This window comes from Cupriavidus sp. 05N38 (assembly GCF_056397345.1).
The window spans coordinates 15,887-30,970 of sequence record NZ_JBFTNF010000047.1 but is presented as its reverse complement, the minus strand read 5'-3'; the positions used below and the strand labels follow the sequence as shown (position 1 = coordinate 30,970).

Genomic DNA, 15,084 nt, shown 5'->3' with positions numbered 1-15,084 from the left:
CATGTACAGGGACACCGCGCCGCCAGCAGGTGTGACCCGCAAGGCAAATTGCTCCAGCTGCGCAATGCGCGCCATCTGCATGGGTGGCAACCTGAACGACGCGGATCGCACTAGGCTGGATACCGTGATCCATAACTGGCGCATGGTGCGGCGCGGCGAAGCGCTCTACCGTGCCGGCGACGCGTTCCAGAGCATCTATGCCCTGCGTTCCGGATCATTCAAGACGGTGGTGTCCCACCAGAACGGATGCGAGCAGGTGAGCGGCTTCTTCCTCACCGGCGAGACGCTCGGGCTCGACGGCATCTGCACCGAGCGGCACGCCTGCGATGCCATCGCCCTGGAAGACAGCGCGGTATGCGTGATTCCCTTCCATCTGCTCGAAGCACTCTGCCGCGAAATGCGTTCGCTGCAACAGCATGTGCACCGGATGCTAAGCAGCGAAATCGTGCGCGAATCGGGCGTCATGCTCCTGCTCGCCAGCCTGTCCGCGGAGCAGCGCGTGGCGGCATTCCTGCTCAATATCTCGGACCGCCAGCAGGTGCGCGGCTACTCCCGCCGCGAACTCACGCTGCGCATGACGCGCGAAGAGATCGGCAGCTACCTGGGCATGAAGCTCGAGACCGTCAGCCGCACCTTGTCGCGCTTCCAGCGCGACGGCCTCATCGATGTCAAGGGAAAACGCGTGACCCTGATGGATCTTGACGCACTGGACCGGATCTAGGGGCCTGCAGTGGGACTTGCATGGTGCGCTTGAGTAGCACTTGCATTGCCGTCAGCGAGCGGGTATTGGCGGCCATATGCGCGGCGGCGGGCCTGCCGCGGCCCAAGACGTGCGCATGCTCTCCCGCCGACACCGCCGACGCCGCCATGGAAGTGCCATGCTTGGCGAGATCAGAGTCGTCGCTCGGTTCTCGCTCGGCGGACACAGTGCGGGAAACGGCAGCGGCGTCCATCTGGCCGCGGATTCTCTGCTCTCTGCTGTCCAGCACAGTGACCAGGCTGGATATCTGCTCTTTGGTCAAATTGGACATCGCAGGCTCCCGGGCACGGAAAGGTGGATCCTCTCAATGAGCCGATGAGAGCGGGCAAGCGGCTTGCGCCAAGTCAGGTGTCGTGATCCGGATCTTGTCGCCCCCGGCGCCATTGCGGGCAACGCCGGGATCGCCACGAACGGTGGCCTCCGCCCTTGGCTTGGGCGGGCGAAGCCAGTTCGGTTCCGACGCACAGCCGGCGCAAAGCATGGCGGCAAGGCAAGCCGCAAGGCCACGCGAACGCGTGGAGCCGCCACCCCGACCTTCTTCGGACCTCCTCATCGCCTCTCTCCCGTCGCAGGCGCATGGACCCCCGACAACAAGTGTCCGCGGCGTCGCGCGCCGAACCCTCATTCCGCTTCAAGCTTCAATATAGGCGGGTCGCCGCCGGCCAACTTGATCCGCGTCAATCCGAATTCCGGCCACGTGCATAGCATGGGCATATGACCTGGCCCGATCGGGGAGGCAGGCACCTGGGAGGGCCCGGCATGGAACCGGCGGTACTCACGCAAGCGTTGATGCGCCCCACGGCCTACCCACATCCCGTGGGCAAAGTCAGCGTCATCGAGACGCACATCTCGCAAGTGTTCCTGGCCGGCGCCTTTGCCTACAAAGTGCGCAAGCCGGTGCGCCTGGATTTCGTCGACCTCTCCACTCTGGCTGCACGCAAAGCGGATTGCGAAGCCGAACTGGAGTTGAATCGCAGGATGGCGGCGGCGCTCTACCTCGGCCTGGTACCGATTGTGGCGGGCCCTGGCCAGCGGGATGTCCGGGTAGGAGGCACTGGCGAAGCGCTGGAGTATGTGGTGAAGATGCACCGCTTCCGTCAGCGAGATCTGTTCTGCCGCATGGCAGAGTCGGACCGGTTGACCGCATCGCATATCGAGACGCTGGCCCATCGGCTTGCCGCGATCCATCTGGCTGCGCCCGTAGCAGTGGCCAGCAGCGGGCACGGCACGCCAGGACGGATCGTGGCGGTGGCGGAGCAGGCCATCGCGCGCGTTGCCATGCTCGCCTCGGCCACCGATGCAACATCACACCTGGCGGCGCTGCTGCGCGAGCGGGCCGCTTCGCTGCACCCCGCCTTTGAGAAGCGGCTGGAGAGTGGTCATATCAGGGAGTGCCATGGCGACTTGCATCTCGGCAATATCGCCTTGATCGACGGTGTCCCTACGCCTTTCGACTGCCTCGAATTCGATGCAGGGCTGCGCTGGATCGACACGATCAGCGATATCGCTTTTCTCTTCATGGACCTGCTGCATGCCGGCAGGCAAGATCTTGCCTATCGCCTGATCAATACCTACCTGGAGTGTACCGGCGACTATGCCGGCCTGGCTTTATTGCCGTTCTACACGGCCCTGCGCGCCGTGGTGCGCGCCCGCGTGCTGCTTGAGCGGGAGCACCAGCGCAGCGTGGCGGGGTTGAGCAACGCCGCGGAAATGGCGACGATGCAGATGCGCTGCGTCGATTTGCTTGCGCTGGCCAGCGTTACCCTGACGCGGCCTCCGGGCGCGATCGCCATCATGCATGGCCTATCGGGCAGCGGCAAGAGCACCGTTGCCCAGCAGATCGCGGTGGCCGCAGCCATGGTGCGCGTGCGCGCGGACGTTGAGCGCAAACGTCTTCCACATAGGCAAGTCGCTTCACAAGGCGATCTTTACACGGCTGAACACACCGCCCGCGTCTACGGGCGACTACTAGCAATCTGCCGGCTTGGCAGTGCCGCTGGCTTCCCCATGATCGCCGACGCGACCTTCCTTGCACGCGAGCACCGGCTACGGTTTGCGTCGCTGGCCACGCGCCGGGGCGTGGCGTTCTCCATCGTCGACTGTAGTGCCGACCTGGCTACCCTGCGCGAACGCATCGCCGCGCGCGCGCGCCAGGGTGGGGACCCGTCCGACGCCGACCTTCAGGTGCTGGAGTGGCAGCGGCGCGTGCAGGAGCCGTTGGGCAGCGATGAATGGCGCCATGTAGTGCGTATTGGCGACGCCAGATCAACTGGCTGATGCGGATCAAGCTGTGCCATCGACGTAAGATTTGCCAGGTCAGGCTTCCTTGGGCGATAGCCAGGCAGGCCGTTGCGCGGTGTCGGCCCGTGCGCTTGCTGCCTCCACCTGTGCCGCGAAGGCACGCAGCGCCTGCAGCGCTGCCCCGCTGGCCACATTGCTCTGGCGCAGCGCAATGACCGGTGACGGCGCCTCCGAGGCCAGGCGGGCAACTTCCTCTGCCGCATTGAACCCACCTTGCCGGGCCATCACGCAGACCACCGACGTCTTACAGGTCAGTGGCAGCCTGTCACGCAGGAAGCTGCGCATAGGCGCGGCCAAGTGGCCAACCCAGACAGGCGCGACGATGACAATCTGTTGGTACTCGTCCAGTGAAGGGCCAGCGTAGCGGTAACCTACATGCCGCTGCAACAGGACGTCCAGTACACAGCGGGCATCGCCCAGCAAGCCGGCGCGGCTGACCTGGTCGCCGACTTCCGCGATCGGCCAGCCGGTGTGCGCAGCCAGTTCTTCCGCGGCTTGGCGCGACGTCCCGGTGCGTGAGTAATAAACGATCAGGATCTTTTCCATCGATGGCTCCTCAGCTCTCGATCCGCGTTATCCGCGTGCCGACGAGCGACAGGTTGATCATGATGCCGCTGTTGGTCAGCACGAAGCCCACAATGTCACCCCGCACGGTATTACTGTCTATGCTGGCCCCGATGCCCAGGCTCAGGATCGATACCGATCCGTCCACACCCACGGTCCAGCCCTGGCTGGCGCGAAAGCGCTCAAGCGCCTGCTCGGTCAGGAACACCAGCACGACCGCCTTGGATCCCATGCCCGCCTGCACCCCGAGCGATGCGCCTATGAGCCGGTAATAGGCCTTGTCTCCGCCCACGCCGCGCATCATGCCGTCACCCTGCTCCACGCCTGCCACTGCGCCACCGGCCAGCACATCGGGAAAGACCAGCACACCGCTGGACTTGCCCGCCAAGGCCCGCGCGCCAGGATTGCGTGCGTACAAGCGCGCCAGCACGGCTTCGCAGAGTGCATCGAGTTCGTCGGCATCCAGCACGACCTTGTCGGCGGCACCAGCCCACGCGGCCGCAGGCAGGCCTGCGGTGCAGCACAGCACGGCAACTCCGGCGAGCGCCTGGCATGCCAGGCGCCGCTGCTTGGCGGCAGGCGGCAATGTGCGCGTCATGGCCCCACCATCATGCGGGCCACCAGCTGAGTCACGCGCGGTGCGGACCATGCCGTCTCGCGGGCGGCTCGGATCTCGGCCCAGTTGCGCAGCGTGCCGGACAACATGACCTTGCTGGCGTCGTCGCTGACCTGGGCAGCGATGCCCGCGGCACAAATCTGGGGGACCCACTCCAGTTCCTCGCGGCCGTCCTGCCTGAGTTTCGCATCGCTCTTCATCGTGTTCTCCGGTGCGCTTGTGTATCGTGGCGACGCAGTGCCGGCAGTTAATGCGACATCAGTACCGGCACCGTCATGGTGTCCAGCAAAGCCGCGGTGACACCGCCCAGTACCAGCTCGCGCAGGCGGCCGCGCCCGTAGGCGCCCATCACCACCAGATCGGCGCCGAAATCCGCCCCGCGCGAGAGCAAGGTCTCGCCGATGGCGATGTCCGATCCTTCCTGGCAGTGTTCGATGTCTGCGTGGACGCCATGGCTTGCCAGCGCAGCAACAGCATGGCTCGGCGGGCTCGCATCGGGCCGCGCGCGCGCGCCTTGCGCACAAAGCACCTTGGCCTGGCCACCGGCGATCAGGGGCATGGCGTCATGCAAGGCGCGAGCGGCCTCGCGCCCGCCGTCCCACGCCACCATGGCACGTGCGCCGGGCACGGCGAACCGGCCGGCGAATGGAATGACAAGGACCGGCCTCCCCCCATCGAGGATGATGCTTTCCAGGAACTGGGTCGCGACAAAGCTGTCCGGGGCGGCCGGATCGTATTGCCCGGCAACGACAAGGTCGGCCTCGCGCACCTCGCGCAGTGCCATCATCAATGGATCGCCCTCCACTGCGCGCCACTCGATTTCCACCCCAAGGTCCTGCGTTGCGGCCTCGAAGCGGCGGCGCACTGCCTCGCGTGCATCGCTGCGCCGCTGGCGGTCCTCGTCGATATAGGTCGCAGCCCCCTGCATCAAGTAAAACCAGGCAGCATCAGGCATAAAGCCGGCAAACAGCCCGATCAGCCGTGCATGGCGGGCGACGGCGAGCCGGGCAGCGATTTCAAGCCGGTCCAGCGCTCGTGGACTGGTGTCCAGATGGACCATGATGCTGGCGTAATCCATGACATTTCTGCGCGGTTGGGAGGCCTGTATCCAGTCTAGGAAACGCCTGGATAGGGCTATTGACTCAGGTCAAGCCGATGCCCCTTGCTTACTTCGGCTTACGCCGACCTTGCGCCGGCGCTCCCTTCTGCCAACGGCGCGTTGCATGCCGCCTTCTGGACCGTAGCCTTGGCCTTGGCTTCGTCCAGCAGGATCTGTCCACCCTCGAGCAGGCTGGCGCGCAGGTCTGTCAGGTCGACATAGTCCACCTCATACCTGAGATAGCTGTTATCGATCACGTGCGCCACCTGCTCGGAGCCTATCGCAGTCGCCGGGCGAGGCGCCTCCGCCAGCGCCCGATTGGCCAAAGCGCTGCCGTCCACCGCAAACAGTATCTTGCTGTACTTCATGCACCTCCAGCATCAGCGAAATCGGCGGATGGCCGGCACGCACACGCCTGCGCGCCGCCCTTGGATGCATCTAGCGTGTATGCTCGGACGCGCTCGGTGCAGATGCGGATCATGGCATCGGAAACTGTATGGGACGCCCGCCTGGCGCGCGCCATTGACGCGAATCAAGCGGCGGCGGCGGGCGTCGCCTAGCATGAATGCTGGGTGCCTCTGGGGGCGTTCGCGGAGGATGGCAACATGCAAGGTACGATGCGCGCGATGATCTTCGACGGCACCGGGCCAGCCCTGCGCTTGGCGCGCGTCCCCGTGCCGGTTCCCGGCCCCGGCGAAGTGCGCATTGCCGTGAGCACCTGCGGCGTCTGCCGCACCGACCTGCACATTCTCGACGGCGAACTCGCGCACCCTAAGGCGGCGCTGATTCCCGGCCACGAAATCGTTGGCAGGGTGGAGTCCTGCGGCGCAAGCGTGACGGGCCTCGCCCCCGGAGACCGGGTAGGCGTGCCCTGGCTTGGTCGGACCTGCGGGCACTGCGGCTATTGTGCAGCGCATCGCGAAAATCTGTGCGATACGCCGCAGTTCACCGGCTATACGCGCGACGGCGGCTACGCCGAGTATGTGGTGGCCGACAGCCGTTATTGCTTCCCCGTCCCGGAGCACTACGACGACGTGCATGCTGCGCCCTTGCTGTGCGCGGGCCTGATTGGCTACCGCACGCTGTGCATGGCGGGAGACGCCCGTGACGTCCGTTCTATCGGCATCTACGGTTTTGGCGCGGCCGCCCACCTGGTGGCACAGATCGCAGTAGCCCAGCAGCGCGAGATCTTCGCCTTCACACGCCCCGGCGACGACGCCGCCTGCCAGCTCGCCCGCGACACCGGGGCCTGCTGGACCGGTCCGAGCGACCAGCCCGCGCCGCAGCCGCTCGATGCCGCGCTGATCTTCGCGCCGGTGGGTGCGCTGGTGCCGATGGCGCTGCAAGCCGTCGCCAAGGGCGGCACCGTGGTTTGCGGTGGCATCCACATGAGCGATATTCCGGCCTTCCCCTATCGCTTGTTATGGGAGGAGCGGTCGATCGTGTCGGTGGCCAACCTCACGCGCGACGACGGGCTGGAACTGATGCGAATCGCCCGCGCCACGCCGCTGCGCACCACCACGACGGTCTATCCGCTGGAGCAGGCCAATGCCGCACTGGCCGACCTGCGCGCGGGCCGCCTGGCCGGCGCGGCGGTACTGCGCATCGCCTAGCCTGCCTGCTGCCGGTGTCTTGATGCAGGTCAATACGGCATCTGGCCCGCCCCCTATGCTGCAGATGGCGGCGGCGCCCATGCGCGCACACCTCCCTATATCCAGCCAAGAGGCACGAACCATGTATCAGCGAATACTGCTCGCGGTGGACGGCAGTCACTCTTCCGACCTCGCCCTGAGCCAGGCCATCACCGTCGCCAAGGCTACCGGCAGCGAGGTCAAGGTGCTCTTCGTGGCGGACGATAGCGATGTCTTCTTCTCCACTGGCAGCTACGATGCCAACAAGCTCATGGAGAGCATCCTGGCCGTGGGGCGCGATGCGCTGGCAGCCGCCGCCAGGCGCCTGTCGGAAGCGGGTATCGCGCATACGACGAAGATTCTCGAAAAGCCCGTTTCCCCCGGGCAGATATCCACCACCATCGTGGAAGAAGCCGATCGCTGGAGTGCGGATCTCATCGTAATTGGCACGCACGGCCGCCGCGGCTTCCGGCGCCTGATCATGGGCAGCGTTTCCGAAGGCGTGGTGCACAAGAGCAACAAGCCTGTGCTGATGGTCCGCAGCGAGCGCCCTGAATGAGCGCAGAACGCGGATGATAGGCGTCGCGCCGGCGGCGCGCAGCTTGGTGCTAGGCGTGTCGCTGATCCGCCGCGCCGGCACGCCCAGAATCGTGGCGGGCTTGCTGGCCGCATGGGCCTCGAGTTGGCATGCGGGAGTGCTGGCCACGGATGTCGCGCTCTGGTTTTCGCACGGCCACCCCACTGCCGACGCGCGGCAGGCCGCGGATATCCTGGTCGCCGCCGCGGCCGACGGGCTGGAGCCCCGCGACTATGACGCCGACGTCCTGCATCGTGCGCTTGACCAGGCCGCGCAAGGGCCGCCACTGGCACCGGAAGCGGTGGCGCGGCTTGATGGCGATCTGACGGGCGCAATGCTGCGCTACCTGTCCGACCTGCACGGCGGCCGCGTCGAGCCGCGTCAGATCCACGAGAATTTTGCCGCCGCACCGGATGGGCAGTTCGATCCTTCGGCCTACCTGCGCACAGCCGTCGCCAGGCACAGCCTGCCGAGGGCCGTCCAGCAGGCGGCGCCGTCGTTTCCCCTGTATGGCACCCTGCGCGAGGCACTCGCCCGTTACCGGGCGCTGGCAGGTGATCCGGCCTGGCAGGCGCCGCTGCCGCCGCTACCGGGCAAGAAGCTGGCGCATGGCCAGGCCTACGCTGGCGTGCCGGTGCTGACGCAGCGACTGATCGCGCTGGGCGACCTGCCCACGGGCACGCCCGTCCCGGAGCGCTACGAAGGCGCGCTGGTGGAAGGTGTCAAGGCATTCCAGGCCCGCCACGGGCTGGAGGCCGATGGCGCTATCGGGGCCAGCACACTAGCGCAGTTGAATGCCTCGCCCGCCAGCCGCGTGCGGCAGATCGAACTGACGCTGGAGCGCCTGCGCTGGACGCCGCTGCTGGAGAGCCCGCGCATGATCGTGGTCAACGTGCCGGAGTTCGTGCTGCGCGCCTATGAAGTCCACGACGGTAACGTCCAGGTCAAGGTGGAGATGAAGGTCATCGTCGGCAAGGCGCTCGACACGCGGACACCGCTCTTCAAAGAAGACATGCGTTTCATCGAGTTCAGCCCGTACTGGAACGTGCCACCCTCTATTGCGCGTGCGGAGACCTTGCCCAGGCTGCGGCGCGACCCCGGTTATTTCGAGCGGCAGGGCTTCGAATTCGTCGGTGCCGACGGCAAGGCGGTGACCACGCTGTCGGCGGCCAGCCTGGATGCCGTCCAGCGCGGGCAGATGCGCATCCGGCAGCGCCCGGGGCCGATGAATGCGCTTGGGGACATCAAGTTCATCTTCCCCAACAACGACAACATCTACCTGCATCACACGCCCGCGCCCGGGCTGTTCACGCGGGACCGGCGCGACCTGAGCCATGGCTGCATCCGGGTCGAGGAACCGGCGGCCCTGGCCAGCTTTGTGCTGCAGGACATGCCAGGCTGGACTGAAGCGCGCATTCGCGATGCCATGGACAAAGGGCAATCCAGCACGCTGCGCTTGCAGCAGCCGCTGCCTGTGGTGCTCGCGTACGGCACGGTCATCGTCAAGGCCGACGGGCGCGTGTATTTTTTCTCCGATATCTATGGGCTCGACCGAGTGCTGGACGAGGCGCTGCGGCAACGCTCCGCGAACCTGCGGACTTCCTCATGGACTAGTACACGCGCAAGATTGAGCCAATAAGTCAAGGGAGAGTGTTCGATGACCGGACCGCACAGCGACCCTCGCCGCCTTTTCCTGCGCCGCACCGGCGAACTCGCCCTGGCCGGCATGCTGCTGCCGCTACCGGCCCACCCCGCGCTTGCGGCCCTGCCAACGTTGCCGGCTGCCCGCAGCCTCGCCTTCGACCATACCCACACCGGCGAGCGCATTGCCATCGTCTACGCCGTGGGCGAGCAGTTCGTGCCCGAGGCGCTGGCCGCGCTCAACCGGTTCCTGCGCGATCACTATTCCGGCGAAGTCGGTTCGATCGACCCGCAACTGTTCGCGTTGCTCTACAGCCTGAAGCAGACACTATCCTGCGAAGCACCCTTCCAGGTCATCTCAGGCTATCGCAGCCCGGCCACAAACGCGCGCCTACGCAAGACGGGCGCCGGCGGCGTCGCCACCCATAGCCTGCATATGGACGGCAAGGCCATCGATATCCGCCTGCCCGGCGTGCCGCTGGCGGATCTGCGCGATGCCGCCCTGTCGCTGCGCGGTGGCGGTGTGGGATTCTATCCGCAAGAGCAATTCGTGCATGCGGATACGGGGCGCGTGCGGAATTGGTAAGTGTCAAGGTTCTATCGCGTTCGCTTGCGCGCGCCCGGCCCGCCGCAGAGCGGCTTCCAATTTGGTCAGCAGGCGCCTCCACTCTGCCGTCCCCTGCATGCGTGCCTGCTCCGCTGCTCCCCACTGCCGGCTGAAGGTCGCGCTGAGCTTCCGCCTCGCTCGCCTGCAGCCGCGCCGCGGCTCGCAAGATGGCCGACTCGCCGGTCGCCTGCCGAACCGACTGCACCGCATCCGTGGCTCACGCTTCCTGTGGTGCCCTCACAAGCATGACAGGCACCTTGCACTGGTGTGCAAGCCCTTCAGCTACACTGCCCATCAGCAGCCGGGTCACCCCGTGACGTCCGTGGGTGCCGATCACGACGAGCCGAGCGTGGCTGCCTTCCACGACTTGCCGGATCTGATTGGCAATGTCACCGAGCGCCGCGACGTCGTCGACCAGGACGACATGGCAGTGCAGATTGTTGGCTTCGGCCTTCGCCTGTGCCGCCGTCAGCAGTTCCTGCCCCCTCCTGACCAAGCCTACCCGCACCTCTGCCAATTCATATCCACTGTCAATGACGTGAACAATCTCCAGCTCCGCGCCGCAAGCGCCGGCAAGATCGATCGCCTCTTCCAGGGCCTGATCGCTGCAGTGGCTGCCGTCGATCGCCACCGAGATATTCTTGTACATGCGCCATCTCCTTCAGGATTGCTGGATTGTGTTCAGCCTGCGGCCAAGCACGCCCCAACTGCTGGCCAATCAGTCCGACAACAGCACTGGTACTGTCGTCGACTCCAGTAGCGCGCGCGTGACACTGCCCCCCACAAGTTTGCGCATCCGCTATGCGTTCATGGGCACCCATTGCACTAGGATCAGAACAATGATCTGGTCTGCGGCTCGGGTGAGCTACCTTTGGCCGAGATGAGCGCCGCTTACCGTCGCAGACTCAAGGAGACGCGCTTCGACACCATGGCACGCATCCTCCGACTGGATGGTGCTGTAGGCATATCCCGTGAGGGCTAGCTGCGAGCAATACACTAAGCGTATCGACCGTATCAGTGCACGAGATACCTCCGTACTTTGGCCACCGCCCTGAAGAAGCCGCATGAGCCCCAAATTCACTAGAGCTTACCGCGAGGGACAGGTGTCACCGCAAATCTGGCTTTCCGCATTCATCCTAGGATGCGCGGATGACAGGCATCTTGATTTCGCTCAACAACAGGTTAGCCGCATTTTCTGTACCCGCATGGCGATGTGGAACCAATCGACAACGTACTCATCGCGGTCACCAAAGCCGAGTTGGGCAAACCGTACGGTATCCCCGCCGTCCGACAGGAAGGTGACCGGCTGACTGGGTTGCACACCTTCTCGTAGCAGGAAGTTCCACATACGATCGGCCGGTCGGCGCTCCAGCTTGTGCGCGTAGGCAAAACTATTTCCGCCATCCCGATCCCGCAGGGACTTCCCGACGATCACTTCAAACCAGCGTCCTGGCGGCGCCGGTGGCCGGCCCCCCCGAAGGTAGCCGCCGACAATGCCGACCGCGCGGACCGGACTGGGCTCCGGGATCTCGAGCGAGCGGACGTTCGCCGCCACCTCAGCCTGCTGCCGGGCGTCGGCGGCCCGTTCCGCTCCCAACCGGCGACCGAGCGTGGTGACCTGCCGCCGGATCGAGCTGGCTGCCAGCACAAGATCGAGCGGCAATACCTCCTGCAGGACGTTGACAGTCAGACCATACGACATCAACGCGGCAAACTTGACCTCGAGATACTGAAGTTCTGGACTGACCCGCTCAGGCAGATCGCCACCGAAATGTGAGCCGCATGCGCCCAAAGTACGCTTCTGGCGCCAGATGTCGGCACAACTGAATGGCTAGTTTCCGGTTGCGAACTGCCATTCCGATGCGTGATTGGGAATGGTGGAGAAGGGTCGCCTCCTGCCGGCTGGCGCAGGCGCAGCGAACCTCGGGGGCGACTAGGCGCTTGCCGGGGCGAACAGGGGCCCTGTCGATGCCCTTATCCCGATGAGGGGCACCAATCGGGATTCAGTCGCTAACGCCCCAGTAACGCGCACGCCCGGACGATGTCGGGCTGGTCGAAGCTTCGATGAATCGCAAGCGACGCCTCGACCGCCCTATGCGGATTTGTGCGCCCCTGCGAAGTTCGCAGCGTTGTCCATGACAGGGGGCAAAGAACGCCTGAGCCTTCGCAGACGTCCTCGCAAGCTCCGGGTGTTCAGGAACCAGGTCGATGTCCGAGTTATGACTCCATTCCGTCATCGTAGTGGGCGTGCACCCCCTATTCCTTGCCGGTCTCCCGGCGSGCTCAGGACTTGTGCCTGACGCCGACCGCCACCCCAAACATGTGATCCTTGTCTGTACCGAGGTAATAGCCGTTTGTGTAGCCGATCGCGGCGGAACAAATGTTCAATGCCGCATTGCGCGTGTACGCCGATACACATCGGTCCGCCTGGAGAAGCTGTAGTCCGCGATGAACATTCGGCCACGGATGACCGGTTTGGAAGCTGATATGGAATCGGGCCGCAAGGGTCCGGGACAATCAGAGGTGGGAGGCTGCCGAGGTGCTTACTCGACGACGATCCCGCGCTCCTTGATCAGCGTTGACAGCCGCCTGCTCTCGTCAGTCAGCAGGTTTCGGAAAGCTAACTTGTCCAGTGCCACCGGTTCGGCGCCGAGTTGCGCGAACCGTTGCTTGAGCACTGGCGAGGCCAACACCTTCTTTAACGCCGCAGAAAATCGCTCGCTGATGTCGGCCGGGACCTTATTCGGTGACCACACCCCGAACCAGACATCAAGACTCGCATTGCGGATGCCCAGGTCCCCGTATGACGGTGCGTCCGGAAAGAACGGCGACCTGCTCTCGCTCGCCACTGCCAGCAGCTTGACCTTGCCACTTCGGATGTGGGGGAAGCCAATCCCCGGGTCGAATACGACGTCCGTCTGACCGGCCATCACATCCTGCAGCGCAGGGGCGGAGCCTTTGTACGGCACCTGCGTGATCGACGTGCCGATGCTCTGGTTGAATAGCTCGGCGGCGAGATGCGGTGCCGTCCCGGTACCGGCCGACGCGATGGTGATCTTGCTCGGTTGCGACTTCGCCAAAGCGATGAACTGCTTGGCGTCCCTGGCCTCAAGCGTGGGACGGGCGACCAGATACATCTGGGCGCGTCCGATCGCCATGACGGGCGTTAGATCCCGGGACGGGACGAGATTCGACTTGAACAGATATGGGTTGGCCGTCTCAACCGAGGTGGGCGCAATCAGAAACGTGTACCCGTCCGGCGCCGCCCTCACGACTTCGCCGACCGCCAGGTTGCCGCTCGCCCCCGGCTTGTTTTCGACGATCACTGTCTGCCCCAGTGCTTCATTCAGCAACTGTGCAATCGCACGCGCCATCACGTCCGTTCCGCCGCCGGGAGCGAAACCCACCACTAGGCGGATGGGCCGTGCCGGCCACGCCGCACTCTGGCTCGCGGCCGGAAACGCCGCACCAGCCAGCATGGCGGCCCCCAGCGCCAATACGGCGCGGCGTGAACGGAAATGAGAAATGGGGCTGAAGCGGTGGGTCATGGTGGTTGTCTCCTGAATGGTGATTGCGGTCGAAAGCGCCGTCGGTCAAACCATAGACGGACGATTCATGGTTGTAAATAGGGATTCAACGTTGTCCATAGGATAATTTTAGGAAAAGTGATCCCCGGGTTGTTTGCGTAGAAAATTATCCTATGGATAACGATACAACCCTATTTACAAAGAGGAGGCGATGCTCTACCGTTCGATTCATCGGCAGCATCCCGGCCATGATCGGTACGCCGCAACGCAAAAACTACGAGAGACAACGTGCTTGATAAGAGACAGTTCCATATCGGTGGGAAGTGGGTAATGCCCGCACGGCCCCAAGACCTGACGGTGATCGACCCATCCACCGAACAACCCTGCGCGGTGATATCCGTCGGCGATACGATCGATGCCGACCGCGCGGTGCAGGCGGCAAGGCAAGCCTTCGCAGGCTGGTGTCGCACCGAGCCGGGCGAGCGGCTTCGGCTGGTCGAGCGGCTGCTGGAGATCTACGAACGACGCGCCGCGGAAATGGCGCGGATGATCAGCCTGGAGATGGGGGCGCCCGTCGACATGGCGCGGGCCGAACATGTCGGTGCTAGCGCGTATCACATGAGGAACTTCATTACCGCGTTTCGCACGTTCTCGTTCGAACGTTCCATCGGCACGCATGCACCCAACGATCGGATCCTGATGGAGCCGATCGGCGTGGCCGGCCTCATCACACCATGGAACTGGCCCATGAATCAGGTCACGCTGAAGGTGGTGCCCGCACTGCTGGCCGGATGCACCGTCGTGCTGAAACCATCGGAAATCGCGCCGCTCTCTTCGATGCTCTTTGCCGAGTTCATCGAGGAAGCCGGCTTTCCGAGCGGCGTGTTCAATCTCGTGAACGGTGACGGCACGGGGGTCGGCGCGCGCCTGTCGTCGCATCCCTATATCGACATGATCAGCTTCACCGGCTCGACCCGCGCTGGCATCGCCATATCGAAAGCCGCCGCCGAGACACTCAAGCGAGTGGTGCTCGAACTCGGCGGAAAAGGGGCCAACCTCATCTTTGCCGACGCCGATGCGGATGCGGTGAGACGCGGGGTGCTCCATTGCTTCAAGAACACCGGTCAAAGCTGCAACTCCCCTACCCGCATGCTGGTCGAGCGCTCGATCTATGCGCGCGTAGTCGACGAGGCCCGGGAAATCGCCGAGAACTTCGCGGCCGAGGCGGCGCACGCGCCGGGGAAGTTCTTCGGCCCGCTGACCTCGGCGGCGCAATTCAGGAAAGTCCAGGAGATGATCGAGACAGGCACGGCGGAGGGCGCGCGACTTGTTGCAGGCGGCCCCGGGCGTCCCGAAGCGCACGAATGCGGCTACTTCGTGCGGCCGACTGTTTTCGCCGACGTGACCAACCAGATGACCATCGCCCGAGAGGAGATCTTCGGCCCTGTGCTCTCCATTATTCCGTTCGACACCGAGGAAGAGGCGATCGCCATCGCGAACGATACGCCGTATGGGCTGGCCAATTACGTGCAATCGACCGATGACGAACGATGCCGCCGCGTCGCGGGCCGGCTGCGTTCGGGCATGGTGGAGATGAATGGCAGGCCGCGCGCCCCGGGATCTCCTTTCGGCGGCATCAAGGCGTCCGGACGCGCCCGCGAAGGCGGGATCTGGGGCATCGAGGAGTTCCTCGAAGCCAAGGCAGTTTCCGGTTGGACGGATCCTGCCTGCTCGCGCTGACCCCACGCGACCCATCCTCAT

General features: G+C 64.8%; 14 protein-coding genes and 1 pseudogene. 7 read left to right on the top strand and 8 right to left on the bottom strand.

Features of this window, described 5'->3' with window-relative positions; translation table 11 throughout:
• Nucleotide 1: 1 nt before the first annotated feature.
• The gene (fnr, locus tag AC1DK4_RS28020) at nt 2-721 is read left to right on the top strand and encodes a fumarate/nitrate reduction transcriptional regulator Fnr (protein ID WP_441620487.1); all 720 of its coding nucleotides are present in this window, start codon (nt 2-4) and stop codon (nt 719-721) included.
• 798 nt (nt 722-1,519) lie between these two features.
• The gene (locus AC1DK4_RS28015; protein ID WP_441620436.1) at nt 1,520-3,037 is read left to right on the top strand and encodes a bifunctional aminoglycoside phosphotransferase/ATP-binding protein; all 1,518 of its coding nucleotides are present in this window, start codon (nt 1,520-1,522) and stop codon (nt 3,035-3,037) included.
• A 39-nt stretch (nt 3,038-3,076) separates the two neighbouring features.
• On the opposite strand, the gene AC1DK4_RS28010 is transcribed toward AC1DK4_RS28015, so the two are convergent.
• From AC1DK4_RS28010 to AC1DK4_RS27990, 5 genes are all read right to left on the bottom strand, one after another.
• Nucleotides 3,077-3,607, bottom strand: coding sequence for a flavodoxin family protein (locus AC1DK4_RS28010; protein ID WP_441620438.1), 531 nt, complete (start codon nt 3,605-3,607; stop codon nt 3,077-3,079).
• A 10-nt stretch (nt 3,608-3,617) separates the two neighbouring features.
• Nucleotides 3,618-4,223 (bottom strand): lipid-binding SYLF domain-containing protein, encoded by a 606-nt coding sequence (locus tag AC1DK4_RS28005; protein WP_441620440.1) that lies wholly within the window; start codon nt 4,221-4,223, stop codon nt 3,618-3,620.
• On the bottom strand, nt 4,220-4,441 hold the full coding sequence (locus AC1DK4_RS28000; protein ID WP_441620441.1) for a BON domain-containing protein: 222 nt from the start codon (nt 4,439-4,441) through the stop codon (nt 4,220-4,222). The genes AC1DK4_RS28005 and AC1DK4_RS28000 overlap by 4 nt, the downstream gene beginning before the upstream one ends.
• 47 nt (nt 4,442-4,488) lie before the next feature.
• The gene (locus AC1DK4_RS27995; protein ID WP_441620443.1) at nt 4,489-5,319 is read right to left on the bottom strand and encodes a universal stress protein; all 831 of its coding nucleotides are present in this window, start codon (nt 5,317-5,319) and stop codon (nt 4,489-4,491) included.
• Nucleotides 5,320-5,417: 98 nt separating this feature from the next.
• The gene (locus tag AC1DK4_RS27990) at nt 5,418-5,708 is read right to left on the bottom strand and encodes a hypothetical protein (protein ID WP_441620445.1); all 291 of its coding nucleotides are present in this window, start codon (nt 5,706-5,708) and stop codon (nt 5,418-5,420) included.
• 237 nt (nt 5,709-5,945) lie between these two features.
• Here AC1DK4_RS27990 and AC1DK4_RS27985 point away from each other — a divergent pair, with 237 nt between their 5' ends.
• The 4 genes from AC1DK4_RS27985 (at nt 5,946) to mepK (ending at nt 9,775) form a co-directional block, all read left to right on the top strand.
• Nucleotides 5,946-6,953, top strand: a complete 1,008-nt coding sequence (locus tag AC1DK4_RS27985; protein WP_441620447.1) for a zinc-dependent alcohol dehydrogenase family protein — start codon at nt 5,946-5,948, stop codon at nt 6,951-6,953.
• Between the two features lie 121 nt (nt 6,954-7,074).
• Nucleotides 7,075-7,530 carry a universal stress protein gene (locus tag AC1DK4_RS27980; RefSeq protein ID WP_441620449.1) on the top strand — a complete coding sequence of 152 codons (456 nt, stop codon included), beginning with the start codon at nt 7,075-7,077 and terminating at the stop codon, nt 7,528-7,530.
• Between the two features lie 13 nt (nt 7,531-7,543).
• Nucleotides 7,544-9,187, top strand: a complete 1,644-nt coding sequence (locus tag AC1DK4_RS27975) for a L,D-transpeptidase family protein (protein ID WP_441620451.1) — start codon at nt 7,544-7,546, stop codon at nt 9,185-9,187.
• An 18-nt stretch (nt 9,188-9,205) separates the two neighbouring features.
• Nucleotides 9,206-9,775, top strand: a complete 570-nt coding sequence (gene mepK / locus AC1DK4_RS27970; RefSeq protein ID WP_441620453.1) for a peptidoglycan L,D-endopeptidase MepK — start codon at nt 9,206-9,208, stop codon at nt 9,773-9,775.
• A 238-nt stretch (nt 9,776-10,013) separates the two neighbouring features.
• Here the strand turns inward: mepK and AC1DK4_RS27965 are convergent, their stop codons facing one another.
• The 3 genes and pseudogenes from AC1DK4_RS27965 to AC1DK4_RS27955 all read right to left on the bottom strand — a co-directional run bounded on the left by AC1DK4_RS27965 (nt 10,014) and on the right by AC1DK4_RS27955 (nt 13,344).
• A complete protein-coding gene (locus AC1DK4_RS27965) occupies nt 10,014-10,445 on the bottom strand; it encodes a universal stress protein (protein WP_441620455.1) in 432 nt (143 codons plus the stop codon).
• Between the two features lie 540 nt (nt 10,446-10,985).
• Nucleotides 10,986-11,555 (bottom strand): annotated as a pseudogene (locus tag AC1DK4_RS27960) (ISKra4-like element ISBte1 family transposase); the annotation flags it as partial.
• Nucleotides 11,556-12,339: 784 nt separating this feature from the next.
• Nucleotides 12,340-13,344, bottom strand: coding sequence for a Bug family tripartite tricarboxylate transporter substrate binding protein (locus tag AC1DK4_RS27955; protein WP_441620457.1), 1,005 nt, complete (start codon nt 13,342-13,344; stop codon nt 12,340-12,342).
• A gap of 267 nt (nt 13,345-13,611) precedes the next feature.
• Here AC1DK4_RS27955 and AC1DK4_RS27950 point away from each other — a divergent pair, with 267 nt between their 5' ends.
• Nucleotides 13,612-15,063: an aldehyde dehydrogenase family protein gene (locus tag AC1DK4_RS27950; RefSeq protein WP_477116218.1), complete on the top strand. Its 1,452-nt coding sequence runs from the start codon at nt 13,612-13,614 to the stop codon at nt 15,061-15,063.
• Nucleotides 15,064-15,084 lie beyond the last annotated feature (21 nt).